The sequence below is a fragment of the Streptomyces sp. MBT53 genome (assembly GCF_016654115.1).
Taxonomy (GTDB): domain Bacteria; phylum Actinomycetota; class Actinomycetes; order Streptomycetales; family Streptomycetaceae; genus Streptomyces.
Window position 1 is genome coordinate 12,040 of record NZ_JAEQAZ010000083.1, and the last position, 26,156, is coordinate 38,195.

Consider the following 26,156-nt stretch of genomic DNA (forward strand, 5'->3'; position numbering starts at 1 on the left):
CGTTCGTGGTCACCCTGCGGGCAGCGTGACCACGAACCGTGCCCCGGGCGTGTACCCGGCGTCGTACGTCACCTCGCCGCCGGCCGAGCGGGCGAGGCGCCGGGCCAGGGGCAGACCGAGGCCCGCCCCGCCGTGGCCGTCGGCCGGATCCGCCCGTCGGCCGGGCTCGAAGAGCAGCCCGGAGAACGCGCGCGGTACGCCGGGCCCGTCGTCGACGACGTCGACGCCCACTCCGTCGGCTGTGCGGTGCACGCGGACGGAGACGGCGGAACGGGCGTAGCGGCACGCGTTGGCGAGGAGCGGGCTCACGATGCGTTCGAGAAGGGCGGGCGGCACTCCGGCCACCAGGGGCGGGCCGTCGACGGTGACCGTCAAGTGGCCCTGCGGGTAAGGGACTTCGGCCAGTCGGCGTAGCGTGGGCAGGGTCTCCGCGGTGCCCGGTGCGGTGAGTGTGCCGTCGCGTGCGTCGGCCAGGAGGGTGTCGCAGATGGTCCGCATGGACTCGGCGGCCTCCGCGATGACCTGGTGACTGGCGAGGGTCTGGTCGGCCGTGCGGGGGCGGGCCCGCCACCAGTCGAGCTCGGCGATGATCCGGCTCAGAGGCGTGCGCAGTTCGTGCGAGAGTTCCCCGGTGAGCTGCCGCTCGTGGCGCAGCAGGGTGCGGATGCGGTCGAGTAACGCGTCCAACGACGCGCCGAGACGGGTGAGTTCGGCCGGATGCCGCATGCTGCCGAAGCGTTCCCCGGAGGCCACGGCGCTCCACTGGCCGGCCTGGTCGGTCATCGTGCGCACGGGACGCAGGGCGCGGCCGACCGCCAGCCGGGTCAGGACGTAGGTGCAGGCGAGCATGACGGCGTCCAGGGCGAGTGATCCCAGGAGCAGGGTGTCGGCCGAACTCCGGTACGGGGAGAGGTCCAGCGCGGTGACGACGGTGGCGCCGCCGGAGATCGGACGGGAGCACAGGCGCAGCGGCCCGTGGACGTCGGTGGTGACGCACCGCTGCCCGCCACGCCCGGCGAGCGCGTCGGCGACCCGGGTCAGGGAGCCCGAGGCCGGCGGCGCCTCCAGCAGTCGCCGCCCGGAGTAGATCCACACGTCGGCGTCGAGGAGGTCGTCGTGGGAGGTCTCCAGGACGCGCGCCGTCGAGCCGCTGGTGTCGATCGTGGTCGCGACGGCGGCGGCACGGGTGCGCAGCTCGTCGTCGGCCTGGTGCTGGAGGCGGTGGCCGGCCACGGCGTTGAAGGCGACGGTCAGGACCAGCATCAGCAGCGTGGCCGTGACGAGCGCCACGAGCGAGAGCCGGCCGCGCAGCGTACGGGGAGCCGCACGGCGCAGGAGGACGCTCATGTGCTGCCGGCGAAGGACACCGCTCATGCCAGGTGATGCCCGATCCCGCGAGCCGTGCCGATCGTCCGCCCGCTGCCGGCCTCGCGCAGCTTGCGGCGCAGTCGGGTCAGGTACTGGTCGAGGGTGTTGTCGTGCACCCGGGCCCCTTCGGGCCAGCCCGCCCGGACCAGTTCGCGGCGGCTGACGATCCCGCCGTGCGCCGCCATGAGCGCGGCCAGCAGCCGGAACTCGGTCGGTGTCAGATCGACCCGCGATCCCCGGACGTCGACCGTGTGCCGGACGGCGTCCAGCACCAGGTCTCCCGCCGTGGCGGCGGGCGGCGGCGCGGCCCGCTTGAGGGCCGCCCGCAGCCGGGCGGCGAGTTCGGCTAGATGGAAGGGCTTGGACAGATAGTCGTCGCCGCCGGCCGAGAACCCCGCCAGCCGGTCGGGCAGCCGGTGGTGCGCGCTGAGGAAGACGACGGGGGAGCGGAACCCGTTCGCCCGCATCGCCTGGCACACGTCCCGCCCGTCGGCGTCGGGCAGCCCGATGTCGAGCACGGCGGCACAGATGTCGTCGGTGGCCAGCCGCAGGGCGGTCGCCCCGTCCGACGCGGGGACGGTGTCGAAGTCCTCGTCGCGCAGCCCGCGCATCAGCACGTCCCGCAACGCGTGATCGTCCTCGACGACCAGGATGGTCCGGCGCATGCTGCTCCCTGGGTGACTACAATTCTGTAGACCGTCTACGGAACTGTAGACGATGACGGGGCGGGGGCGCGCCCTGCGGCGGTCGGGCCGACGATCGCCGCCATGCCGGCACCCACCCCACCTCCTCCGGCAGACATCGAAACGCCCGACCGGGGCACGTGGTGATGTGCGGGCCGCGCGCTGTGCGCCCGCACATCGGCCCGTCCAGTGTTTCCAGGAAAGGCATCATGACGTCGTCTCATACGCACAAGTGGGGCCTGAGGAACGGCAGTTCCGCCGGCCGCCGGAGCCGTACGCCGGGAACGGCCGAGGGAAAGCAGGCGCTGGCCGCCTCCGGGCGCGCCGGATTCGTCGCACGAGGCGTCGTCTACGTCCTCGTCGGCGCCCTCGCCCTGCGGATCGCGTTCGGCGACGGCGGCCGGGAGGCGGACCGGCAGGGCGCGTTGCAGCAGGTCGCGGCGCAGCCCTTCGGAAAGGCCATGCTGTGGATGCTGGTCGTCGGCTTCGGCTGCATGGCGATCTGGCGGGGCTCCCGGGCACTGCTGGCCAAGGGGCCGAAGAACAAGGTCGGTTCACGCTTGCTGGACGGCGGCCGGGCCGTGTTCTACGGCTTCGTCTGCTGGGGTACCGCGTCCTTCGCGGCCGGTACGGGCGGCACCTCCGGCAGTGACGCGAAGTCCCGGGACTGGACCGCCTCGGCGCTGAAACTTCCTGGCGGCCAGGTGCTGGTGGGCCTCGCCGGCTGCGTCCTGATCGGAGTCGGCGCGACCCTGGCGGTGCGCGCGCTGCTGCGGCGCTTCCTGCGCAGGCTGGAGACCGGGAGGATGAGCCGCCGGGTACGGCAGGTCGTCACCGCTCTCGGGGTGGGCGGCGGCGCGGCGCGCGGTGCCGTGTTCGCAGGCGTGGGCGTCTTCGTGCTCGTCGCGGCCGTCCGCTTCGACCCGCACCAGGCCAAGGGCATGGACGCCACCCTCCGCACCTTCGCGCACACTCCGGCGGGCCCGTGGCTGCTGGTCGCCGTGGCCGTCGGGCTCGTCCTGTTCGGCGGTTTCTCCTTCGCGTCGGCACGCTGGCGCCGCCTGTGACCGGTGCCCCGACGAAGCCGGTGGGCAGGGCCGGAAAAGAAATATCGGTCCGCGCGGACATGAAGTCGCCCGGAGCGGGCACGTGGGGTTCGTCCTGTCCTCCCACTTAAGGCGGCATCGTGGTTTCCTCCGCGAACACCCTCGGCGCAACTGCCCCTGCCCGCACGGGAACACAGCAGGCGGCGGACGAACTGCCGTGGATCGAGGACGGGTCCAAGGTCGCCCCCAAGGACGCCCGCGTGATGTCGCGCCTCTTCCTGGACCGGCTGCGGGAGTTGGAGGAGGGCACCCAGGAGTACCAGTACGCGCGGAACACGCTGATCGAGATGAACCTGTCCCTGGTGGCCTTCGCCGCCCGCCGCTTCCGCAACCGCGGCAGCGGCGACATGGAGGACGTCATCCAGGTCGGCACGATCGGCCTCATCAAGGCCATCGACCGCTTCGACCTGACCCGTGAGGTCGAGTTCACCTCCTTCGCGATCCCCTACATCGTCGGCGAGATCAAGCGCTTCTTCCGTGACACGACCTGGGCCGTGCACGTCCCGCGCCGCCTCCAGGAACTCCGTGTCGACCTCGCCAAGAGCAAGGAGAGCCTCGGCACGGAACTGGGCCGCACCCCCACCGTCAAGGAACTCGCCGCCCACCTGTCGCTGACCGAGGACGAGGTCATCGAGGGCCTCATCGCCGCCAACGGCTATGTCGCCGGCTCCATCGACACCCCGGGCGGTGACGACGAGACCGACGGCGCGCCGAAGTACGCCGACACCCTGGGCGACGCCGACCCGGCCCTGGAACTGTTCGAGGATCTCCACACGCTCGCCCCGCTGCTGCAACGGCTCGACGAGCGGGAGCGGACCATCATCGAGATGCGCTTCGGCCAGGAGCTGACCCAGGCCGAGATCGGCCGCGAACTGAACCTCTCGCAGATGCACATATCCCGCCTGCTGAACCGCACCCTCAAGAAGCTGCGCGTCGGCCTGCTCTCCCCGTGATCCCCACCCGCACCACGCCGAAAGGTCACCACGGATGAGCGCCGAGCACGATCCGCTCCACCAGCCGTCCGCACCGATCGTCACGGAGCCGGTACCGGACCTCCAACTCCAGCTGCTGGTACGGCTGCTCGGCCAGGACGCGGAGGCCGCCCTGCCCATCACCCTCACTGTCGGGGGCGCCTTCCTGCACGGCGACCTGATCTCCCACGAGGCGTGGACCACCGGCTGGGCGCACAGCCTGCACGGTGTCGACGGCCCTGGCGCGAAGCTGCTGGAACGGTTCCCGGAGCAGGTGGACGAGGTGGTCGAGGAGAGGCAGGGCCGGTCCGCACCGCAACGGCTGCCGCAGTGGATCCATCTGCGTGACGCCATCGGTGTCGCCGCCGGGGGAGGGTCCGTGGTCATGCCCCTGTGGCGCGGGCGGCTCACGGACGTGTCCGGCTGGTCGCTGGGAAAGCCGAAGTAGTCGTCGCGGGCGCCTGGCACGGGGCGGGCGGAGTGGGTGGTCGAGGCGGCGGTCTGTGAGGATGGGCCCCATGGATGTGCGCAGCAGAAACCGGGTGACGGTGACCGGCCGGCCTGGCGGGCCGGTGGTGGTGCTGGCGCACGGATTCGGGTGCGACCAGCACATGTGGCGGCTGGTGGTGCCGCTCCTGGAACGCGACTTCACCGTGGTGCTCTTCGACCATGTGGGAGCCGGACGTTCCGATCTCGCGGCATGGAGCCCGGAGCGCTACTCCACGCTGGACGGCTACACCGAGGACGTGCTGGAGATCTGCCGTGAACTGGACCTCGGCCCGGTGACCTTCGTCGGGCACTCGGTGAGCGCGATGATGGGCGTCCTGGCCGCCGCGCGGGAGCCGAAGGCGTTCACCGGCCTTGTGCTGCTCGCCCCCTCGCCGTGCTTCGTCGACGACCCGGCCACCGGCTACCGCGGCGGGTTCGGCGCCGAGGACATCGACGAGCTCCTGGGCTCACTGGACGCGAACTACCTGGGCTGGTCGGGCGCCATGGCACCGGTGATCATGGGCAATCCGGAGCGCCCGGAACTGGGGGAGGAGCTGGCCAACAGCTTCTGCCGCACCGATCCGGAGATCGCCCGCTCCTTCGCCCGCGTCACGTTCCTGTCGGACAATCGGGACGACCTCGCCGACGTCACCGTGCCCACGCTCGTCGCGCAGTGTTCCCGGGACGCGATCGCACCCCCGGAGGTCGGAGAGTTCGTACGGTCCCGGATCCGCGGAAGCCGTCTGGTCACCCTGAACGCGACCGGACACTGTCCCCAGCTCGCCGCGCCAGAGGAGACGGCCGCCGCGATCGCCGACTTCGTCGAGACCACCCGCCGATGAACACGAGCGACGAGACCGGGAGCGGCGAGCACCGACCACCCGGGAAACAGTCCGGTGCCGACCACGCGGCGTTCTCCGCCCTCCTGGAGGACAGCGCCGAGGATCTCTACGAGCACGCGCCCTGCGGCTACCTCTCCACCCTTCTGGACGGCACGATCGCGAAGATCAACACGACGCTGCTCGACTGGCTCGGCCACGACCGCGGCGACCTGGTGGGCCGTAGGACCTTCTCCGACCTGCTGACCGTGGGCGGCCGGCTCTACCACGAGACCCACTTCGCCCCGCTGCTGCGCATCCAGGGCGAGGTCAGCGGGATCGCCCTGGAGCTGCGGACGACCGACGGAGGCCGGCTGCCCGTGCTGGTCACGTCCACGGTCAAGACCGGCGGCGACGGCCGGCCGCTGCTGATCCGCACCACCGTCTTCGACGCCCGCGACCGCCGCGCCTACGAGACGGAACTGCTGCGCGCCCGCCGCCAGGCCGAGCGTGAACGCGAAGAACTCATGCGCCTCAACGCCACCCTGCAGCAGACCCTGCTGCCCCCGACTCTGGTGAACGTGCCCGGACTTGACGTCGCCGCGTACTACCACGTCGCCTCCACCGACATGGTCGGCGGCGATTTCTACGACCTCTTCCCGCTCTCCGCCGGGACCTGGGGACTGTTCCTGGGGGACGTGTGCGGCAAGGGTGCCGCCGCGGCGGCCGTCACCTCGCTGGCCCGCTACACACTGCGCGCCGCCGCCGTCTACGACCCCGACCCGGCCGCCGTCCTGAGCAACCTCAACACCGTCCTCAACCACGAGTACAACGGCCACGACCCGCGGTTCTGCACCGTCGTCTTCGGACTGCTCACGCCCGAGGGCGAGCACGGTGGCTTCCGCATCACCCTGGCGAGCGGCGGCCACCCCCCGGCCCTGCTGCTGCGCGCCGACGGCAGCGTCGACCAGGTCGACACCCCCGGCGGACAGCTCATCGGTGTCCTGCCGGACGCCCACATCGCCACCGCCACCGTCCATCTGGCGGCGGGCGACACCCTGCTGCTGTACACGGACGGTGTCACCGAGGCCCGCCAGGCCCGCACCGGCACCGGCGACGGCGACCGATACGGGGACGAGGCCCTCCTGGACTTCGCCCGGGCGCTGGCCCCCACCACCGCCTCGAACGCCGTCGCCGCGATCCGTGACCTGCTCGACACCTTCGGCACCGGCATCGACGACGACACCGCCGTCCTCGCCATCAACGTGCCCCGACCGCCCAGCGAAGAGCAGCAGTGAACCGACTCGCCGTACAGACCCGGACCACCCCCGCGGGCCCCGTCGTCGAACTGACCGGCGAGCTCGACTACGACAGCTGCGCCCAGGTACGCGAACTCCTGCTCGCGCTCGTGCTCCAGGACGGCCAGCAGCTCGTCGTCGACCTGACCGGTGTCACCTTCTGCGACTCCAGCGGCATCACCGCGCTGCTCGCGGCCCGCAACCACGCCCTGGCCGCCCGGGCGGACATCGCCCTGGCCGCGGTCCCCGCGCATCTCGGCCGGATCTTCCACATGGTCGGCCTGGACCAGGTCTTCGCCACCCACTCGACCGCACAGGCCGCCGAAGCGGCCTGGATCCCTCCGGCGGCCCGCCCCTGAACCGTCAACGGCCGAGATAGAACCGGATCGTCGTCCCGTCCGGAGCCGTGTGCACCCGCACGAGGTCGGCGACGGAGTGGACCAGGAGGAGCCCCCGCCCGCCGGGCAGGTCGCGTGAGGGCGGGCGGCGGCCGGCCAGTGGGTCGGTGAGGCGGCCGCGGTCCTCCACCTCGCAGAGGATCTGCTCGCCCTCGGCCCAGATCCGCAGCGTCCCCGAACCGCCCCCGTGCACCACGCTGTTGGTGGTCAACTCCGCGACGGCCAGCGCCAGATCCTGGAGTCGTACGCCCGCGAGGCCCAGTCGCTCGGCCTCCTGGACCGCGAACCAGCGGGACTTGGGGAGTTCGCCCGTGTCGAACGCGAGGGAAGCGGCGCCCGGCGGGTGGACGAGCGGCTCGTTGTAGCGGGCGATCATCCGCTCGGGATCGTAGGAGCCGGCGGGGAGTTGACCCTGTCCGTCGATGACGAACGGGTGGGTGGCGCGGGCGTCGGCGAGCACCTCCGGTGCCAGACGGTCCGCGTCGTAGGGGCACAGGATCGTCAACTCGCGATCCTCGAAAGCGGAGTTGATCAACGCCTCGTGCTGGACGCACGCCGGGTACTCCGCGGCGGTGCGCCCGGGCCAGATCGGTTCCCCGATGATCCGCACCCGGCCGCCGGAGTGGGCGTCGGCGAAGGCCCGCAGCACGCCCGGGATGATCCGCCCCGGATTGCGGCCGACCTCGGTCATGTCGAGGAACCGCACACCGTCGGCGCCCGGCCCGAGTTCGGCTCTGATCAGGTCGAGTCGGGGCCCCGGAACGGCGACCGCGACGGGCTCCCCGGCCGCCAGACCTTCCCGGACGAACGGCACCGTGCCCGCCGTGTACTGCTCCTCGCCCCGGTAGAACAGTGCGGGATGCGCGAAGGGCCGACCGCCGGTGACCGTACTCATCGCACCGCCACCTCGATCCTCGTCGGTCCGGCCGGAACATGTCCGCGACGCGCGGCAGTCTACGGCGGCACCCGCGAGGCCGTCAGGAACAGAAGTCCGTGACGGTGTCGGTGAGGATGTCGGTCAGCCGGTGCAGGGAGGCGATGTCGGCCCATTCGAGGGCCTCGTGGGCTCCCGCGCCGTCGGCCCCGAAGAGCAGACAGGGGATCCCGGCCCGGTCCAGGAGGGCGCAGTCCGTCCAGTACGGCTCGGCGAGCACGGCGGGTGTGTGCCCGAGGACGGACCGCGCGTGTCGCAGCAGCGTGCGGACGACGGGCTGGTCCGGATCCCCCTCGAACGGCTCGCGGTGCAGACCGCGCCGCAGCTCGTAGCTGAAGTCCGGGACGGTGGCGGCGAGTTGGTCGAGGATCGCGGTCAACTCCGCCTGGACGGTGTCGGCGTCCTCGCCCGGCACGGTCCGCCGTTCGAGAGTGATCCGGCACTGCGCCGGGTAGGTCGAGGGCTCCTCGCCGCCGTGGATGACGGAGGCGTGCACGGTGCCGGAACCGAGCCTCGGGTGCCCTTCGCCAGCGGCGAGGCGGCGGCCCAACTCCTCGACGGCCACGAGGAAATGACCGGCTTTGGCGATGGCGTCGATGCCCAGGCCGGGCTGTGACCCGTGGGCGGCGCGCCCGTGCACGATCACGTCGAACCAGACGAACCCCTTGTGGGCGAGGATCACTTGGAGCCGGCTCGGCTCGGTGACGATCGCCGCGTCGGCGGTGAACGACTCAAGTACCTCCTCCGTACCGGCACTTGCGTTCTCCTCGTCGGCGACACAGGCGAGCAGCACATCACCGCGCAACGGTCCCCGCGCGGTGGCCCGGGCGGCGGCGATCATCATGGCCGCGACACCGCCCTTCATGTCGCAGGCCCCCCGCCCGTACAGCCTCCCGTCCTCGATCCGGGGGCTGAGCGGCTCGCCCTCGTAGCCGCCCAGACCCACGGTGTCGAGATGCCCGTTGAGCATCAGCGAACGGCCGCCTCCGGTGCCCCGGGCGATCGCGACGAGCGACGGACGGCCCGGGTCCCGCTCCAGCCGGTGCACCTCGAACCCGCGCGCGCCGAGCCAGTCCGCGCACAGGTCGGCGATCGCCCCTTCCCCCGCACCCGAGTCCGAGAGCCCCGGGTTGACGGAGTCGACCGCGACCAGCCGCTCCAACAGCCGTACGGGATCGAGTACTTCGGACTTCCGCGTCATCGCTGCTCCTCCGCGTAGGGATTGGCGGCCGTGCCCTCGGTGCTCAGCAGCACCACGGTCGAGTCGGAACCGACGCCCAGGGCTCTACGGCGTCCGACGGCGCCCTCTCCGGTCAGCGCGGCGCGGGCACCCGCGAGCGAGGCCGCGCCGCAGGGGCCCGCCGAGACACCGGCGGCGGCGAGGGCGCGGGCGGCGTCCGCGCTGTCGGCGTCCGTGACCGCGACGGCGGCGTCCAGACCGTCGCGCAGCAGGGGCCAGGCCAGGCTGGAGACGGTGCCGCAGTTGAGACCGGCCATGGTGGTGTCGCCCGTCGGCACACTGACCTCTTCCCCACGGCCGAGGCTGGCCAGTACACAAGCCGCGGCAACCGGCTCCACCGACAACAACGCGGTCGCGGCGGCCCCGTCCCACCGACTGCGGTAGTGCGTGACGGCGGCCTGCGCGAGGGAGCCCACGCCCGCCGGAACGACCACCAGGCCCGGCGTCCCGGTGCCCAACTGCTCGTCGATCTCGGCGAACAGGGTGGAGTAGCCCTCGACGATCCAGCCGGGGATCCGCTCGTAGCCGGGCCAGCCGGTGTCCTGCACGAGCACGCACTCCGGCCTGCCCGTCGCCGCCTCGGCCGCCCGGCGCACGGCTTCGTCGTAGTCGCCGGGAACGAGGACCACGTCCGCGCCCTCGTCCTCGATGGCGGTCACGGCCGCCGGGTGGACGCCCCGTGGCACGAAGACCTTGGCGTGCTGCCCGAACAGCCGCGCCATCCGGGCCACGGCCCGGCCGTGATTGCCGTCGGTGGCGGTGACCAGGCGTACCGGGCCGCCGTCCCTCCGCCCGGCCAGCACCCGGTGGATCGCCCAGGACGCGCCCAGTGCCTTGAAGGCCGGTAGCCCCAGGCGCGCGGACTCGTCCTTGACGAGCACCCGCCCCACCCCCAACTCGACTGCGAGGGAGGGGAGTTCGGTCAGGGGAGTGGGTGCGTAGCCGGGCAGTCCGGCGTGGAAGTCCCGCACCTCGGCCGGAGGCGGCGCGCAGGTCCAGGTCCGGGCGACGGATCTGACGTACCAGGGCAGACGGCGCGGGGCGGAGCTGCCGGAGAGGAGAGAGGTCTTGGGCACATGATCAGCGTCTGATCAATCGTATGATTAGTCCAGCACATCTTTTCGAACAGTATGCGTCAGAAAAACTGATGAATACCTCACGGGCGGAGGCCGGTGATGTTCGACCTGCACCGACTGCGCCTCCTGCGCGAGCTGAAGCACCGCGGCACGCTGGCCGCCGTCGCCGCCGCGCTGTCGTACAGCCCCTCGGCCGTCTCCCAGCAGCTCTCGCAGCTCGAATCCGAGGTCGGCGTCCCACTGCTGGTGCCCGTGGGGCGCCGGGTGCGGCTCACCCCGCAGGCGGAGATCCTCGTCGCGCACACCGAGGCCGTGCTCAAGCGGCTGGAGGAGGCCGAGGCGGACATCGCCACCTCCCTCACCGATCTCACCGGCACGCTGCGCATCGCCTCCTTCCAGACCGCGGCCCTCGCCCTGGTGCCCACCGCGCTGACACTGCTGCGCGACGCCCACCCCCGGCTGCGGGTCGAGGTCGCCCAGGCCGAGCCGAGCGAGGCGCTGCCCGCACTCCTCGCCCGCGACTTCGACCTCGTCATCACCGAGGAGTACCCGGGCAACCCGCATCCCCGGCCCGCCGAACTCGAACACGAACCCCTCTGCGAGGACCCACTGCGGCTGGCCACCCCGAGACCCGTCGACCGGGACACCGGCCCGATGGACGCGCTCCGGGCGCTGGCCGACCACCCCTGGGTGATGGAACACGTGGGCTCACCCGCCCGGCACTGGGCCACCGCACTGTGCCGCACCGCGGGCTTCGAACCCGATGTGCGCTTCGAGTCCGCCGACCTGGTGCTGCACCTGCGACTGGCCGAACTGGGCCATGCCGCCGCCCTGTTGCCGGACCTCGCGTGGAACGGCCGCCCTCCCGCAGTCGCGCTGCGGGAACTCCCCGAGGGCCATCGCACCCGCTCCCTGTTCACCGCCGTACGCAGCGGACGCGGCCCCCATCCCGCCATCACGGCCTGCCGCGAGGCACTCCGGCAGGCCATCGCGTCCTAGTACGCGAACTCGCTTACGGAGCGGTCCTGTTCAGGTCGAGCCGGCCGACGCGGGCCACGTTCTCCCGGTCGTCGGCGTCCGGGCTCGGCTCCGCCGCGAACCAGGCGTCGAGGATCTCCTTGAGCAGCGGCTCGGACGTCAGGCGCAGACCGAGCGCCAGCACGTTGGCGTCGTTCCAGCGGCGCGCGCCGTCCGCCGTGTAGGCGTCCGTGCACAGCGCCGCCCGTACGCCCGCGACCTTGTTCGCGGCGATCGACGCGCCCGTGCCGGTCCAGCAGCACACGACCGCCTGGTCCGCGGTCCCGGCGGCGACCTCGCGGGCGGCCGCCTCCGAGCAGACCGCCCACTGCGGGTCGTCCCCGGGCCGCAGCGCCCCGTGCGTCAGCACCTCGTGACCGCGCTCGCGCAGCTCCGCTACGAGGGCGCGCGCCACGGGTTCGTCCATGTCCGAGGAAACAGAGATCCGCATGTCCCGGAGGCTACTCAGCGGACGGGTCCTATGCCATTCCGACGGTGCTAGTCCCGGCGCCAGTTCTGGTTGGCGCCGCCCGTGCAGGTCCAGATCTCCAGCGCCGTGCTGTTGGCCGTGCCGTGGCCGACCGCGTCCAGGCACTTGCCGGAACCCACGTTGACGACACTGCCGTCGGAGCGCACCCGCCACTGCTGGTGGGCGCCGCCGTTGCAGTCCCAGATCTCCACCGGGCTGCCGTCGGCGGTGGCACCGCCGGTGACCTCGAGGCACTTGGAGTCGTAGACGGTCAGCTGGTTGGTGGCGGTGGAGGTCCAGGTCTGGTGGGTGCCGCCGTTGCAGTCCCACAGGGCGGGCCTGGTGCCGTTGGCCTGGTTGGCGCCGGGGACGTCGACGCAGCGGCCGGATTCCTGGCCCTTGAGGGGGCCCGAGACCGCGCCGCGCTGCCAGCTCTGGTTGGTGCCGCCGGTGCAGGTCCACAGCTCCAGCAGGGTGCCCGGGGTGGTGCCCCCGGCGGTGGCGTCCAGGCACTTGCCCGAGGCGGGGTTGACCACCGAGCCGTCGCTGTTCACGGTCCACTTCTCGGCGGCGGTGCCGTCGCAGTCGTAGAGCTGCACCGGCGTGCCGTCGGCGGTGGCGCCGCCCTTGGCGTCCAGGCACTTCGTGCCGTCGTAGACGGTGAGTTGGCCGGCCGGGGTCAGCGTCCAGGCCTGGTTCGCGGCGCCGTTGCAGTCCCAGAGGGCGAGTTGGGTGCCGTTGGTCCGGCTCGCCCCGGGGACGTCTGCGCACAGGCCGGACTGGCGGCCCTTGAGGATTCCGGCGTGGTTGCCCGGCGGGTTCGCGGTGACGGACAGACGGTCGAACTGGTCGGTCTGGTAGCCCACCGCCCCGAGGCCGATCTGTCCGGCCGCGTACGAACTGTCGTCCGTGGCACCGAGGTTGGTGCCGTCGGCGGTGGCCGTGATCCGGTCGCCGGAGAAGCCGAGGGAGAGCGTGTGCCAGGCGTGGGTGCCGAGCGCGGCCCGGGTTCCGGAGAGCAGGGTGGTCAGGGTGCCGGCCGCCGAGCTTCTGACGATGGACCAGGTGCCGGTGTCGCTGACCCGGAGCAGATAGGCGGCCTGGTGGCTCTGCGGCCGGTTCTGGGTGTTGGCGCGGCCCAACAACTCGACCGTACCGGCCTGTTGGAGGTTCACGTCGACCTTGACGGTGTAGTCGGTCCACGTCGGGTCGCCGAGCAGCGAGAAGGCGTCGGAGTCGTCCTGCCACTCGATCGGCTTGACCGGGGTCACCTGCTGCACACACTGCCCCGACCGGCCGTCGGCGCACGGACGTGCCTCGAACGCGCCCTGCATGTCGGAGAGATACGTGGCCTCGGCGCCGGTGGCGTAGCTGTCGAAGGTGTCGGTGTACGGCAGCGCGAGGGCGTGTGTGGCGGGCGCGGTGGCGGTGCCCTTGCCCTGCCCTGTGGTCGTGGTGACCGTGTAGATCCAGCCCGGCTGCAGCGTCAGCGAGTACGCCCCGCCGGTCGGGGTGATGTCCTGCGTGTGCACGAAGTCGGTCGCCGGGCTGGGGCTGTTCACCCGGGTCGCCCACACGTGCACCGCGCCCGTGGACAGACCGCCGCGCACCTGCACGTCGACCGTCTGAGCCGCGGTCGCGGTGGTGGTCTCCAGGACCGTGGAGTAGTCGGACCCGTTCGGCGACTTCAGCGTCGCGTAGGTGCCGTTGGACTCGGTACCGCCGAGGTAGCCCGACGCGGAGTCCACGAACTTCCAACCGGGCTGCGCGAATTGGGTGACCTGCGCGGTCGCCCAGGTGTCCTCGCCGATCGCGTAGTCGCCGGACCAGGGTGAGTTCGCGGTGGCCAGGCCGACGGTGCTGAACGGCAGGTTGGGGTAAATGGCCGCGACGAGCGGCCAGTTGAGGTAGGCGGTCATCCGGGCGTCCACATAACCGCGCACGATCGAACGGATCAGCGCCGGGGCGCCGGAGTCCATGTCGAGGGAGCCGTTCTCCGACGCCCACAGCGGTTTGCCGTTGTTCTTCGCCGTGGTGCTGCTGGAGCAGGTGTCGGCGCTGCCGCCGTCGCCGCCCGCGCAGGGGTAGTGGGCGCCGATGACCGAAACGGCGTTGTCGAACGCGGAGTTGCTCGCCATGTCGTCCGCGACGCTCCAGCCCGAGTCGTCGCCGACGATCTGCACGGAGCCGTATCCGGCGCTGTCGAGCGCGGACCGCAGCTGGATGTACCAGTTGACGTCGTGGCCGCGTTCGTTCCAGCCGCCGAGGTAACTGATCGTCAGGCCGTGCTGCTTGGCGCAACCCAGCCAGGAGATCAGGTAGTCGATGGTGTCGGTGGACCAGAACCCGCCGCTGATCCAGCCCGGGGCGGCCCAGGCCAGACCGTACAACTTGATGTCGGGGTTACGGGACTTGGCTTGCTCGGCGAGCCAGAACTCGTATCCGGCATCGCAGTTGATCTGCCCCTTGGTGTGCTCGATGGACGGCTCGGAGCCGTCGGTGGAGTTGGCGTCGCCGCCGATCTCCAGCTTCAGCAACTGCAGGTTCGCGCCGTAGCCCGGCTTGAACAGGTAGTCCAGGATCCGTGAGCGCTGGGCGGCCGGATAGTCGCGCAGCAGCCGGGAGTTGCCCCCGCCGCCGCTGATCGCGCCGATCCCGTCGAACGTCCGGCCGCTCTGGCCGCCGTCCACGGTGATGGTGGTGGCCGCCGCCGCCGCGGCGGCCTGGGCCGGCTGCGCGCCGACCGAACAGAGGGCGGCGACAAGCGCCATGACCCACAAGGGCAGGAGGTGCCTCAAGGTTCTTCGCACGGTGTCGTCCTTCTCCAGCGGGGGGTGAGGACAGCTTCGGAGAGCGCTCTCAACACAAGCCGACAGGGCTGACGGAGCTGTCCGTGGAGGTTTGTGCGACAGTGTGGGGACGTGTTGAATTGGAGTCAAGGGTCTACACCTGTTGAAGTGCGGACCAGTGATCCGGGCAGCGCTCTTCCGGCCAACTCGCCTGCTACGGCGCCGAATCGGCCGTTTCCTGACCGGCGGACCCTCCGCTCCACTCCCGGTACGCGGCCACCGCCGTCGGCAGGGTGGGGAAGATGTGGTCCTCGCCGACCGAGTCCACCAGCCCGTACGCCTCCAGGTCGACGCGGAGATCCTGCTTCACCCGGGCCAGGGCGAACACCACGCCCCTGTGGGCGAGTTCGCGGCGGAGCTCGTCGACCGCGTCCAGGGCGGTGATGTCCACCTCCACATTGGCCTCGGCGTTGAGGACGAACCACCGTACGGGGACCGCCTGTTGGTCGACCGCGGCCAGCGCGCGGCGGCGGAAGTTCTCCGCGTTGGCGAAGAAGAGCGGTGAGTCGTAGCGGTAGACCAGCAGGCCGGGGACGGTGCGGGCCTGCGGGTAGTCGTCCACGTCGTGCATGCCGGCCACACCGGGGACCAGGCCCTCGACGGCGTCGTGCGGGCGGGCCACCCGGGTGAGGAGTTCGGCCACCGACAGGCCCACGGCGACGATCACGCCGTAGAGGATGTCCAGGGCGAGGACTCCGGCCAGGCAGCCCAGGGCGAGGAGGAGTTCGCGGCGGCGGAACGTGGCGAGGCGGTGGAAGCCGGAGAGGTCGATCATGCGGACGGCCGCGTAGACGACGAGGGCGCCGAGCACCACCGAGGGGGTGCGGGACAGCAGGGGGCTCAGGAAGAGGAGGACCGCGAGGACCACCGCTCCGGCGACCAGTGAGTACGCCTGGCTGCGGGCGCCCGTGGAGGACGCGAGCGCGGTGCGGCTCGCACTGCTGCTCACCGGGAAGCCGTGCAGGACACCGGCACCGATGTTGGCCGCGCCCAGCGCCAGGAACTCCTGGTCGGCGTCGAGACCGGGGCCCTCGTCCTCGTCGCCGCCGGTGAAGGCGCGGGCGGTGAGGATGAAGTCGGTGTAGGCGACGAGCAGGACACCGAGGGCGGGCAGCACCAGGTGGGGGAGTTCGGTGAGGTCGGGCAGGCCGACCGTGGGAAGTCCCGCCGGGACCTGGCCGATCACCTTGATGCCGTACCGGTCGTCGAGGTCGAGGACCGCAACGGCCGCCGTGCCGAGCACCACCGCCAGCAGGGGACCGGGCACCGCCTTGGACAGGCGCGCCACCGTGAACAGGAACGCGAGCAGGACGGCGGCGAACAGCAGGGTGGGTGCGTGGAGGCGGTCCAAGTGCCGTAGGAAGGACCAGAGTTGGGGGAAGAAGGCGGAGCCTGTCGTCGGCACCCCGGTGAGCTTGGGCAGCTGGTCCACGATCATGATCAGGGCGACGCCCGCCAGATAGCCGATCAGCACCGGGCGGGAGAGGAGATCGGCGACGAAGCCCAGGCGTACCGCCCACGCGGCCAGGCAGAGCAGGCCGACCGTGGCCGCGAGGGCGGCGGCGAGGGTGGCGTAGCGGCTCGGGTCGCCGGCCGCGAGGGGGCCCACCACGGTCGCCGTCATGAGCGCGGTCGTCGACTCGGGGCCCACGGACAGCAGCCGGGACGAGCCCAGCACCGAGTACAGGGCGAGTGCGGGGAGGATCGCCCACAGGCCGGCCACCGGGGGCAGCCCGGCGACCCCGGCGTACGCCATCACCTGCGGCACGAGATACGCGGCGACCGTGACACCGGCCAGCAGGTCGCCGCGCAGCCAGGACCGCCGGTATCCGGCCAGCGCGGCGATTCCGGGCGTCAGGCGCCGCCACTCCACGCGGCGCCCGCCCGGGCTGTGGGACACGGTGTTCCTCGATCCGCCCGCTTCAGAGGCTCGCCGCGTGGTCCGGGACGTAGGTCTGCAGATCGCGCGGCGGGCGCTCGTAGCCGGTGGACGGCGGGCGGGGCGGGAGTTCCAGGACCGGCGGCGCCACCTCGTGGTACGGGAGCGAGTCGAGCAGATGGGCGATCATGTTCAGCCGGGCCCGGCGCTTGTCGTCGCTCTCGACGACGTACCAGGGGGCCTCCGAGACATCGGTGTGCACCAGCATCTCGTCCTTGGCCCGCGAGTAGTCCTCCCAGTGGGTGATCGACTCCAGGTCCATCGGGGACAGCTTCCAGCGGCGCAGCGGATCCTCCAGCCGGCGCCGGAACCGGTCCTGCTGTACGGCGTCGCTCACCGAGAACCAGTACTTGCGCAGCACGATCCCGTCCTCCACGAGCATCCGCTCGAAGATCGGGCACTGGCGCAGGAACAGCTGGTACTCCTCCTTGGAGCAGAAGCCCATCACCCGCTCGACGCCGGCCCGGTTGTACCAGGACCGGTCGAACAGCACGATCTCCCCGGCGGCCGGCAGATGCTCGACGTACCGCTGGAAGTACCACTGGGTGCGCTGCCGGTCGGTCGGCTTCGGCAGCGCGGCGATCCGGGCGACGCGCGGATTGAGGTGCTCCGCGACCCGCTTGATGGTGCCGCCCTTGCCCGCCGCGTCCCGGCCCTCGAAGACGATCACCAGCCGGGTCCCCTCGGCCCGCACCCACTCCTGGAGCTTCACCAACTCCGTCTGCAGCCGCAGCAGTTCGGTCTCGTACGTCGCGCGCGGCAGCTTTGCCGCCTTCTTGCCGGCCATGCCGCCTCAACCCCTCGATGACGTGCGGAGTCTCCCGTGTCCAAGGTCGAACACCTGGACAGCACCGTACTGATCGCCGCGCTCCCGCGCACCCCCGGGCACCCGCCCGCCGGGTTTGCGACGGCCGGCGGCGGCAACCCGAACCGCGTGACAGCGATGACGACCCAACAGGAACTCGTCCGTTTTCTGGAGGACCGCTTCGCCTGCGCCCAGGCCTGCACCGCGTGCGCGCGGGCCTGCGTGCTGCGCGTCAGCCGCACGGATCCGGACGCCACCGACCACGAGGCACGCGTACGGCAGAAGGCGCTGTGGTGCGCGGAGGTCTGCGACGCGACCTGCCGCATGCTCGCCGAACAGAACCTCCAGGACGAGCCCACCCTCCGCCTCCAGGCCAAGTGGTGCCTGCTCGTCTGCCTGGAATGCGCCCAGCTCTTCGACGAGCGGCCGGGCGCGGAGGCGGACGCCCAGGCCTGCCGGGAGTGCGCGCGGGCCTGCGCGGAGTTCCTGGCGACGCTGAACTGACGGGCGCGGGCGCCCTCTTCGCAGGCATCGCCGCCTCGCCATTCCCAATTTCTGGAACACGTTCTACGGTGTGCGCCGTCAGGACCGGCCTTGGGAGCCTGGAGGCGCCGTGCATCTCGAATACACGCCCGAGCAGCAGCGGCTGCGCACCGAACTGCGCGCCTACTTCGCAGAGTTGGTGCCCGACCACGCCTACTCCCGCTACGCCGACCCGGCCGCCCAGAAACGCTTCTACCGCGAGACCGTCCGCCGGCTCGGCACGGACGGCTGGCTCGGTGTCGGCTGGCCCGAGGAGTACGGCGGGCGCGGGCTGACGCCGATGGAGCAGTTCATCTTCTTCGACGAGGCCGCGCAGGCCGGCGTACCGCTGCCGCTGATGGCACTCAACACCGTGGGCCCGACGATCATGCAGTTCGGCACCGACGAACAGAAGGCGTATTTCCTTCCGAAGATCCTCTCCGGCGAGATCGACTTCGCGATCGGTTACAGCGAGCCGGAGGCGGGCACGGATCTTGCCGCCCTGAAGACGCGGGCCGTACGGGACGGCGACGAATACGTCGTCGACGGGCAGAAGATCTGGACCACCAACGGCGACACCGCCGACTGGGTGTGGCTGGCCACCCGCACCGACCCGGACGCCCCGCCGCACAAGGGCATCACCATGCTGCTCGTACCGACCGCCGACCCCGGCTACACCTGCACGGTGATCAACACCCTCGCCTCGCACGACACCACCGCCAGCTACTACGAGAACATCCGCGTCCCGGTCACCCGTCGCGTCGGCAAGGAGAACCAGGGCTGGCGCCTGATCACCAACCAGCTCAACCACGAACGCGTCACCCTCGCCGCCCACGGCACCATGGCCATCCGCGCCCTGCACGACGTCCAGCACTGGGCCATGGAGACCAAACTCGCCGACGGCCGCCGCGTCGTCGACCTCCCCTGGGTCCGCCGCCTCCTCGCCCGCACCCACGCCCGGCTCGACGCGATGAAACTCCTCAACTGGCAGATGGTGAACGCCGTCCAGGAAGGCACCCTCACCCCCCAGGACGCCTCCGCCGTCAAGGTCTACGGCTCCGAGGCCCGCCGCGACGCCTACGCCTGGCTCATGGAGATCGTCGCCGCCGCGGGTGCCCTGAAGGAGGGTTCCGCGGGCGCCGTCCTGCACGGCGAACTGGAACGCGGCTACCGCTCCGCCGTGATCTTCACCTTCGGCGGCGGCAACAACGAGATCCAGCGCGAGATCATCTCGTGGATCGGTCTGGGAATGCCGAGGGTACGGCGCTAGCCTGCGGACATGGGTGCCCCTGGGACGGGCGATCCGGGGCTGTTCGGGCCGGATTCCGTGGCATGGCAGGTTCACAGCGACCCCATGATGTGGGTCGCCGGCGTCCGCGCGCTCTACCTCCAGGCCCTCCACCCCCGAGCCGTCCGCGGAGTCATGCAGAACTCGGACTTCCGGCGCGACGCCTGGGGCCGGCTGATGCGCATCGCGAACTTCGTCGGCACCCTCACCTACGGCACCACCGAGGCCGCCGAGAAGGCGGGCGCCCGGGTGCGGAAGATCCACAGCATGCTCGGGGCGACCGACCCGGACACGGGCGAGCGGTACGGAATCGACGAACCCGAACTGCTGCTGTGGGTGCACTGCGCCGAGGTCGACTCGTATCTGGACGTGCTGCGCCGCTCCGGGTTCCGCCTCACCGACGCCCAGGCCGACCGCTACCTCGCCGAACACCGGGAAAGCGCCCGCCTGGTGGGCCTCGACCCCGCCGCCGTACCGGGCGACCGGGCCGAACTCGCCGCCTACTTCGAGCAGATCGGGCCCGCGCTCGCCGCCGGACCCGAGGCACGCGAGGTGGACGACTTCCTGCTCCGCCCGCCGACGCACCCCCTCCTCGTCCCGGCGCGCGAGCTGCTCTGGCGGCGCGTGGCACACCTGGCGTACGCCTCCCTGCCGCCGTACGCCCACCAGCTGTACGGCAGACCGGCCCCCGCGCCCGCCACCGTCACCAGGCGACTGCGCGCCACCGGCACCCTGTTGCGCTGCGTTCCCGCCCATGTGCGCTGGCAACTCCCGCCCAAGCACATCATCCGTGCCATGTCACGGCTCGGCCCCGGGTCCCGGCCAGCCCCGTACAAAGTCGGACGATCGCTCGCCATACTGGACGAGCCAGGGGAGGGCAGGACGAACACCGACGGGGGCGATCGCGGGAGATGGGGGACAGCAGGCTGATCCAGGGCCGCTACCGGCTGCTCGACCTGATCGGGCGCGGCGGCATGGGCGAGGTGTGGCGCGCGCGGGACGAGTCGCTGGGGCGCCATGTCGCCGTGAAGTGCCTCAAGCCGCTGAACCCGCACCACGACCAGTCGTTCACCCGCGTCCTGCGCGAGCGGTTCCGGCGCGAGGCCCGGGTCGCCGCGGCGCTCCAGCACCGCGGGGTGACCGTCGTCCACGACTTCGGCGAGTCCGACGGCGTCCTCTTCCTGGTGATGGAACTCCTCGACGGCCGCAATCTCTGCCAGCTCCTGGAGGACAACCAGCAGCACCCGCTGCCCGTCGCCGACGTCGTCGACATCGCCGAGCAGGTCGCCTCCGCCCTCGCCTACTGCCACCAACAGGGCATCGTGCACCGGGACCTGAAGCCCGCGAACATCATGCGGCTGACCGACGGCACGGTGAAGATCTGCGACTTCGGCATCGCCCGTCTCGGCGCCGACATCGGCTTCACCTCCCGGCTGACCGGCACCGGTATCGCGATGGGCACCCCGCACTACATGTCGCCGGAACAGATCAGCGGCTCCGAGGTCGACCAGCGCAGCGACCTCTACTCCTTCGGCTGCGTCCTGTACGAACTCTCCACCGGCGCACCGCCGTTCGACCTCGGCGACGCCTGGGCCATCCTCATCGGCCACCGCGACACCCCGCCCCGGCCGCCCCGCGCCCAGCGCGCCGAACTGCCCGAGTACCTGGAGAAGGTCATCCTCGACCTGCTCGCCAAACTCCCCGAACAACGCCCGAACGACGCCCGCGAGTTGGGCCGCCGCATCACCATGGGCCGTACGACTCCCCTGTACGTGCCGACAGTTGTGACCCCGCGACCCGAACTGCCCTCGCCCGAACCGGTGTCCCGTGAGGCGCGACTGCCGTCCTGGACGCGGGGGATGACCACCGGACACAAAGCGGCCGGCGCCGGACTGCGCACCACCCCACCGGACGCCGGGGCCGGCCTCACCGGCGAGTGGATCGCCCGCCCGGCCACCGGCCACGTGGCGGAACCCGCGCCGGAGTCACCGTCCGCGCCGCCCCCGGAGGCCCTCAAGGCGCTGGCCGGACGCCACAACGCGGGCCTGAGCCTGGGCCGCCTCGGCCGCTGGGCGGAGGCCGGCGAGGTGCACCGCGCGGTCGCCGCCGAACGCGGCCACCTCCTCGGCCCCGACCACCCCGACACCCTCGCCAGCCGCAACGACGAGGCCCACTGCCTGGAACAACTCGGCCGCAACCAGGAAGCGGTCGAGCTGTACCGCCGGGTGGCGGTGCTACGACAGGGGCGGGCGTCGGGCGGGCACTGACGACCGTGTGCCCAGCTCTGGCCGACCTAGATCACCTCGTGTTACGAAGAACCATGCCTGCACACGAGGGACCCGGACATCGGACGTACGACGCCGTCATCGTCGGCGGCGGCCACAACGGCCTGGTCGCCGCCGCCTACCTGGCCCGGGCCGGGCGCTCCGTGCTCGTCCTGGAGCGCCTCGACGGCACGGGCGGCGCCGCCGTGTCGACCCGCCCGTTCGCCGGGGTCGACGCCCGGCTGTCCCGGTACTCGTACCTGGTCAGCCTGCTGCCCAAGAAGATCGTGCGGGACCTCGGCCTCGACTTCCGCATCCGTGGGCGCACCATCTCGTCGTACACCCCCGTCGAACGCGGCGGCCGTCCCACCGGCCTCCTCGTCGGCGGCGGCGAGCGCCGCACCCGCGACGCCTTCGCCCGCCTCACCGGCGGCGAGAGCGAGTACGCGGCCTGGCAACGGCTCTACGGCATGACCGGCCGCCTCGCGCAAAGGGTCTTCCCCACGCTCACCGAACCGCTCCCCACCCGCGACGAACTTCGCCGCCGCGTGGACGACGAGGACGCCTGGCGGATGCTCTTCGAGGAGCCGATCGGCGTCGCCATCGAGGAGAACTTCACCGACGACCTGGTCCGGGGAGTCGTCCTCACCGACGCCCTGATCGGCACCTTCGCCGACGCCCACGACCCCTCCCTCGCGCAGAACCGCTGCTTCCTCTACCACGTGATCGGCGGCGGCACCGGCGCCTGGGACGTCCCGGTCGGCGGCATGGGCGCCCTCACCGACGCCCTGGCCACCGCCGCGCGCACCGCCGGCGCCGTACTCGCCACCGGCCACGAGGCCGTCCGCATCGACACGGACGGACGCGCCGCCGAGATCACCTACCGCACCGCCGACACCGAAGGCGTCGTGGCCGCCCGGCACGTCCTCGTCGGCGCCTCCCCGCAGCAACTGGCCGCCCTCACCGGCGACGAACCGCCCGCCCCCGCCGAGGGCGCCCAGCTCAAGGTGAACATGCTGCTCAAGCGGCTGCCCAGACTCCGCGACACCTCGGTCGACCCGCGCGAGGCCTTCGCCGGCACCTTCCACATCGCCGAGGGCTACGACCAACTGGCCGCCGCGCACGCCCAGGCAGCCGCCGGCTCACTGCCCGCCGCACCGCCCTCCGAGATCTACTGCCACTCCCTCACCGACCCGAGCATCCTCGGCCGGGACCTGATCGAGGACGGCTACCAGACCCTCACCCTCTTCGGCCTCCACACCCCGGCCCGGCTCTTCGAACGCGACAACGACGCCGTACGCGGCGAACTCCTCAAGTCCACCCTCGCCCAGCTGGACAGCCACCTCGCCGAACCCCTCGCGGACTGCCTCGCCACCGACGCGGACGGCCGCCCCTGCATCGAGGCGAAGACCCCCCTCGACCTGGAGCGCGACCTCAGACTCCCCGGCGGCAACATCTTCCACCGCGAACTGACCTGGCCCTACGCCCAGGACGACACCGGCCGCTGGGGAGTCGAGACCCGGCACGCGAACGTCCTGCTGTGCGGGGCGGGCGCGGTGCGCGGCGGGGGAGTGAGCGGGGTACCGGGGCACAACGCGGCGATGGCGGTGCTGGAGGGCGACCGTCAGTGAGTTAGTGAGCCGGTGAGTGACCCCTCACGCCCGTGCTCCCCCGTCCACCGGCAGAATCACGCCGGTCACGTACGACGCCCGGTCGCTCAGCAGCCACGCCGCCGCTTGTGCGATCTCGTCCGGGGCGGCGGGGCGGCCCAGTGGGCTGAGGGTCGAGATGCGGTCGATGACGCCGGGAGATTGCCGTTCCCACTCGTCGACCATCTCCGTGAGGGTCAGCCCGGGGGCGATCGCGTTGACGCGGATGCCCTCACGGCCGTACGTGGCGGCGGCCGACGCGGTGAGGCTGTTGACGGCTCGCTTGGCGGCGCCGTAGACGGGCAGCTCGGGGTTGGCGGCGAGGCTGCCGACGCTGGAGTTGTTGACGATGGCGCCGCGTCCGGCGGTGGCGCGGATGGCGGCGATCTCGGCCTTCATGGCCAGCCACGGGCCCTTGAGATTGACGGCGCTGACCCGGTCGAAGTCGGCTTCCGACAGCTCGTCCATCGGGCCGGGCGGCTGGATCGTGGCACCGTTGTTGAAGGCGACGTCGAGCCGGCCGTACAGCTCCACGGTCCGGTCGACGGCTGCTCGGACACTGTCGCCGTCGGCCAGGTCGCACAGTACGTAGTCCGCGGTGCCGCCGGCCGCCCTGATCTCCTCGGTGACCGCCTTGAGCTGCCCCTCCGTACGCGCCGCGAGGACCACCCGGGCACCTTCGCGGACGAAGAGACGCGCGGCGGCGGCGCCGATGCCGCGACCGCCGCCGGTGATGAAAGCGACCTTGTCGTCGAGCAGACCGGTGCCGGCGGCAAGTGGTGTGTGAAGTGTGTTGTTCATGGTGTCGAGCCTGCGTTCCCGCCCCGGGCCCATCCAGGCACCGGTTGTACCTGGCTCGGCACCTCGGCGCACGCGCACACTGGACAGGTGAACCGACGACAACTGGCGGACTTCCTGCGCAGCAGGCGCGAGCGCATCACCCCCGCCGACGTGGGCCTGCCCGGCGGCCCGCGCCGCCGTACGCCGGGGCTGCGCCGCGAGGAGGTGGCGCAGCTGGCGTACATCTCCACGGAGTACTACGCACGCCTCGAACAGGCCCGCGGCCCTCATCCGTCCCGCGAGGTACTGGCCCAGCTCGCCCGCGCCCTGCGTCTGTCGGACGCCGAGCGCGACCACCTCCACCACCTCGCCGGGGCACCGCCCGCACCCGCGCCGGGACCCTCGCGCGAGGTCCGGCAGAGCATCCTCGATCTGCTCCAGCGGCTGCCCCTCGCCGCCGCGTTCGTGACCTCGGCGACGCTGGAGGTCATCGCCTGGAACGACTTGGCCGCGGCCCTCATGGAGGACTTCTCCGCCGTACCGCGCCGCGACCGCAATCTGGTCCGGCGCGCGTTCCTGGGACCGCATCCCGACGGCCGTCGTCTGTACGGCGTCTCGGACTCCCACGCGTTCGCCCGCCACTCGGTCTCCCAGCTGCGCGCCGCCGCGGCCCGCTATCCGGACGACCCGGAGGTGACCGCGTTGATCGACGAACTCCTGGCGGGCAGCGCCGAGTTCACCCGGCTGTGGGCCGACCACGAGGTGGCCCCGGAGCCCACCCTGCGCAAGACCTTCGACCATCCCGCAGTCGGTCCGGTCACCGTCAACTGCGACGCCCTGGACATCACCGACCGGGACCAGCGCGTCGTCGTCTACACCGCCACGCCGGGCTCGCGGTCCGACGAGGCACTGCGCCTGCTCTCGGTCATCGGCACCCAGCGCATGGGCGTATCCGGCTGACGCCACGGAAAACACCACCGCAAGAAATCTGACGGAGCATCAGAAAAGCTCTTCCGTCGTCCGGAGGACTGCGGCATTCTGCGCCCATGCAGACGGAGTTGAGCAAGAGACTGGGAGTCGAGCACGCCATTTTCGGCTTCACGCCGTTCCCCGCCGTCGCCGCGGCCATCAGCAGGGCCGGCGGTTTCGGAGTGCTCGGCGCGGTCCGCTACACCGCCCCCGACGACCTCAAACGCGACCTCGACTGGCTCGAGGCGCACGTCGAGGGGATGCCGTACGGCCTCGACGTCGTGATGCCCGCGAAGAAGGTGGAGGGCGTCACCGAGGCCGAGGTCGAGGCGATGATCCCGGAAGGGCACCGGCGGTTCGTCACCGAGACCCTGGCCAAGTACGGCGTGCCCGAACTCGCCGAGGGCGAGGCGTCCGGCTGGCGCATCACCGGGTGGATGGAACAGGTCGCCCGCAACCAGCTCGACGTCGCCTTCGACTACCCGATCAAGCTGCTCGCCAACGCGCTGGGCTCCCCGCCGGCCGACGTCGTCGCCCGCGCCCACGACCAGGACGTACTGGTCGCCGCGCTCGCCGGCAGCGCCCGGCACGCCCGCAAGCACGCCGAGGGCGGCATCGACATCGTCGTGGCCCAGGGCTACGAGGCGGGCGGACACACCGGCGAGATCGCCTCCATGGTGCTCACGCCAGAAGTCGTCGAGGCGGTCGATCCACTGCCCGTGCTGGCCGCCGGCGGCATCGGCAGCGGACCGCAGGTGGCCGCCGCGCTCAGTCTCGGCGCCCAAGGTGTGTGGCTGGGCTCCATATGGCTGACCACCACAGAGGCCGATATGCACTCCGAGGCCCTGACCCGCAAGCTGCTCGCCGCCGGGTCCGGCGACACCGTCCGCTCCCGCGCCCTGACCGGGAAACCGGCCCGTCAACTGCGCACCGAGTGGACCGACGCCTGGGACGACACGGACGGTCCGGGCACCCTCCCCATGCCACTCCAGGGACTGCTGGTCGCCGAGGCCGTCTCGCGCATCCAGAAGTACGAGGTCGAACCACTGCTCGGCACCCCCGTCGGCCAGATCGTCGGCCGCATGAACAGCGAACGCAGTGTCCAGGCCGTCTTCGACGACCTCACCCGCGGCTTCGAGCAGGCCGTCGACCGCATCAACCGCATCGCCGGAAGGAGCGGCCAGTGAGCACACAGGGGGAGAACACACAGGGCGGGGCCACACA

Annotated in this window: 23 protein-coding genes and 1 pseudogene; 14 read left to right on the top strand and 10 right to left on the bottom strand. The window is 71.7% G+C overall.

The genetic code is table 11. The annotated features are described in order from the left end of the window. Window positions 1-9: 9 nt before the first annotated feature. Both JHN45_RS27425 and JHN45_RS27430 read right to left on the bottom strand, forming a co-directional pair. Window positions 10-1,374, bottom strand: coding sequence for an ATP-binding protein (locus JHN45_RS27425; RefSeq protein ID WP_236584169.1), 1,365 nt, complete (start codon window positions 1,372-1,374; stop codon window positions 10-12). Beyond that, entirely contained in the window at window positions 1,371-2,033 is a 663-nt protein-coding gene (locus JHN45_RS27430; RefSeq protein ID WP_201051035.1) for a response regulator transcription factor, read from the bottom strand. The genes JHN45_RS27425 and JHN45_RS27430 overlap by 4 nt, the downstream gene beginning before the upstream one ends. A gap of 227 nt (window positions 2,034-2,260) precedes the next feature. On the opposite strand from JHN45_RS27430, the gene JHN45_RS27435 reads away from it, so the two are divergent. The 6 genes from JHN45_RS27435 to JHN45_RS27460 all read left to right on the top strand — a co-directional run bounded on the left by JHN45_RS27435 (window position 2,261) and on the right by JHN45_RS27460 (window position 7,092). Next, complete coding sequence (locus JHN45_RS27435) at window positions 2,261-3,118, top strand: DUF1206 domain-containing protein (protein ID WP_201051036.1); 858 nt, start codon at window positions 2,261-2,263, stop codon at window positions 3,116-3,118. 116 nt (window positions 3,119-3,234) lie between these two features. Next, complete coding sequence (locus tag JHN45_RS27440) at window positions 3,235-4,110, top strand: RNA polymerase sigma factor SigF (protein WP_374192756.1); 876 nt, start codon at window positions 3,235-3,237, stop codon at window positions 4,108-4,110. Between the two features lie 34 nt (window positions 4,111-4,144). Continuing rightward, entirely contained in the window at window positions 4,145-4,576 is a 432-nt protein-coding gene (locus tag JHN45_RS27445; protein WP_201051037.1) for a hypothetical protein, read from the top strand. A 70-nt stretch (window positions 4,577-4,646) separates the two neighbouring features. Next, window positions 4,647-5,459, top strand: a complete 813-nt coding sequence (locus JHN45_RS27450) for an alpha/beta fold hydrolase (protein ID WP_201051038.1) — start codon at window positions 4,647-4,649, stop codon at window positions 5,457-5,459. Next, window positions 5,456-6,733 (top strand): PP2C family protein-serine/threonine phosphatase, encoded by a 1,278-nt coding sequence (locus JHN45_RS27455; RefSeq protein ID WP_201051039.1) that lies wholly within the window; start codon window positions 5,456-5,458, stop codon window positions 6,731-6,733. Before JHN45_RS27450 ends, JHN45_RS27455 begins: the two co-directional genes overlap by 4 nt. Then, a complete protein-coding gene (locus JHN45_RS27460) occupies window positions 6,730-7,092 on the top strand; it encodes an STAS domain-containing protein (protein ID WP_200711834.1) in 363 nt (120 codons plus the stop codon). Before JHN45_RS27455 ends, JHN45_RS27460 begins: the two co-directional genes overlap by 4 nt. Window positions 7,093-7,096: 4 nt before the next feature. Here the strand turns inward: JHN45_RS27460 and JHN45_RS27465 are convergent, their stop codons facing one another. From JHN45_RS27465 to JHN45_RS27475, 3 genes are all read right to left on the bottom strand, one after another. Further along, window positions 7,097-8,026, bottom strand: coding sequence for an anti-sigma factor RsbA family regulatory protein (locus tag JHN45_RS27465; protein ID WP_200711835.1), 930 nt, complete (start codon window positions 8,024-8,026; stop codon window positions 7,097-7,099). An 82-nt stretch (window positions 8,027-8,108) separates the two neighbouring features. Then, window positions 8,109-9,266: an ArgE/DapE family deacylase gene (locus tag JHN45_RS27470; protein ID WP_201051040.1), complete on the bottom strand. Its 1,158-nt coding sequence runs from the start codon at window positions 9,264-9,266 to the stop codon at window positions 8,109-8,111. After that, the gene (locus tag JHN45_RS27475; protein ID WP_201051041.1) at window positions 9,263-10,381 is read right to left on the bottom strand and encodes a pyridoxal-phosphate dependent enzyme; all 1,119 of its coding nucleotides are present in this window, start codon (window positions 10,379-10,381) and stop codon (window positions 9,263-9,265) included. Before JHN45_RS27475 ends, JHN45_RS27470 begins: the two co-directional genes overlap by 4 nt. 99 nt (window positions 10,382-10,480) lie before the next feature. On the opposite strand from JHN45_RS27475, the gene JHN45_RS27480 reads away from it, so the two are divergent. Next, a complete protein-coding gene (locus JHN45_RS27480) occupies window positions 10,481-11,380 on the top strand; it encodes a LysR substrate-binding domain-containing protein (RefSeq protein WP_200711838.1) in 900 nt (299 codons plus the stop codon). 13 nt (window positions 11,381-11,393) lie between these two features. Here the strand turns inward: JHN45_RS27480 and JHN45_RS27485 are convergent, their stop codons facing one another. The 4 genes from JHN45_RS27485 to ppk2 form a co-directional block, all read right to left on the bottom strand. Beyond that, window positions 11,394-11,849, bottom strand: coding sequence for an RpiB/LacA/LacB family sugar-phosphate isomerase (locus JHN45_RS27485; protein WP_201051042.1), 456 nt, complete (start codon window positions 11,847-11,849; stop codon window positions 11,394-11,396). Window positions 11,850-11,896: 47 nt separating this feature from the next. Beyond that, on the bottom strand, window positions 11,897-14,638 hold the full coding sequence (locus JHN45_RS27490) for a ricin-type beta-trefoil lectin domain protein (RefSeq protein ID WP_201051043.1): 2,742 nt from the start codon (window positions 14,636-14,638) through the stop codon (window positions 11,897-11,899). Window positions 14,639-14,870: 232 nt separating this feature from the next. Next, the gene (locus JHN45_RS27495; RefSeq protein ID WP_201051044.1) at window positions 14,871-16,616 is read right to left on the bottom strand and encodes a sulfate permease; all 1,746 of its coding nucleotides are present in this window, start codon (window positions 16,614-16,616) and stop codon (window positions 14,871-14,873) included. 22 nt (window positions 16,617-16,638) lie between these two features. Next, entirely contained in the window at window positions 16,639-17,442 is an 804-nt protein-coding gene (gene ppk2, locus JHN45_RS27500) for a polyphosphate kinase 2 (RefSeq protein WP_019069049.1), read from the bottom strand. 156 nt (window positions 17,443-17,598) lie between these two features. Here ppk2 and JHN45_RS27505 point away from each other — a divergent pair, with 156 nt between their 5' ends. The 5 genes and pseudogenes from JHN45_RS27505 (at window position 17,599) to JHN45_RS27525 (ending at window position 23,165) form a co-directional block, all read left to right on the top strand. After that, on the top strand, window positions 17,599-17,964 hold the full coding sequence (locus JHN45_RS27505) for a ferredoxin (protein WP_201051057.1): 366 nt from the start codon (window positions 17,599-17,601) through the stop codon (window positions 17,962-17,964). Between the two features lie 109 nt (window positions 17,965-18,073). Further along, window positions 18,074-19,252 carry an acyl-CoA dehydrogenase family protein gene (locus JHN45_RS27510; RefSeq protein ID WP_200711841.1) on the top strand — a complete coding sequence of 393 codons (1,179 nt, stop codon included), beginning with the start codon at window positions 18,074-18,076 and terminating at the stop codon, window positions 19,250-19,252. A 9-nt stretch (window positions 19,253-19,261) separates the two neighbouring features. After that, a complete protein-coding gene (locus JHN45_RS27515) occupies window positions 19,262-20,200 on the top strand; it encodes an oxygenase MpaB family protein (RefSeq protein WP_201051045.1) in 939 nt (312 codons plus the stop codon). Then, window positions 20,182-21,510: pseudogene (locus tag JHN45_RS27520) on the top strand (serine/threonine-protein kinase); the annotation flags it as partial. The gene JHN45_RS27515 and the pseudogene JHN45_RS27520, both read left to right, overlap by 19 nt. Window positions 21,511-21,590: 80 nt before the next feature. Further along, window positions 21,591-23,165: an NAD(P)/FAD-dependent oxidoreductase gene (locus tag JHN45_RS27525; protein ID WP_201051046.1), complete on the top strand. Its 1,575-nt coding sequence runs from the start codon at window positions 21,591-21,593 to the stop codon at window positions 23,163-23,165. Window positions 23,166-23,189: 24 nt separating this feature from the next. Here JHN45_RS27525 and JHN45_RS27530 read toward each other — a convergent pair whose 3' ends face one another. Then, window positions 23,190-23,984 carry an SDR family NAD(P)-dependent oxidoreductase gene (locus JHN45_RS27530; RefSeq protein WP_201051047.1) on the bottom strand — a complete coding sequence of 265 codons (795 nt, stop codon included), beginning with the start codon at window positions 23,982-23,984 and terminating at the stop codon, window positions 23,190-23,192. An 87-nt stretch (window positions 23,985-24,071) separates the two neighbouring features. Here JHN45_RS27530 and JHN45_RS27535 point away from each other — a divergent pair, with 87 nt between their 5' ends. Continuing rightward, window positions 24,072-24,923, top strand: coding sequence for a helix-turn-helix transcriptional regulator (locus tag JHN45_RS27535; protein ID WP_201051049.1), 852 nt, complete (start codon window positions 24,072-24,074; stop codon window positions 24,921-24,923). 86 nt (window positions 24,924-25,009) lie between these two features. Beyond that, window positions 25,010-26,119, top strand: a complete 1,110-nt coding sequence (locus JHN45_RS27540) for a nitronate monooxygenase family protein (protein WP_201051051.1) — start codon at window positions 25,010-25,012, stop codon at window positions 26,117-26,119. The last annotated feature ends 37 nt before the right edge of the window (window positions 26,120-26,156 follow it).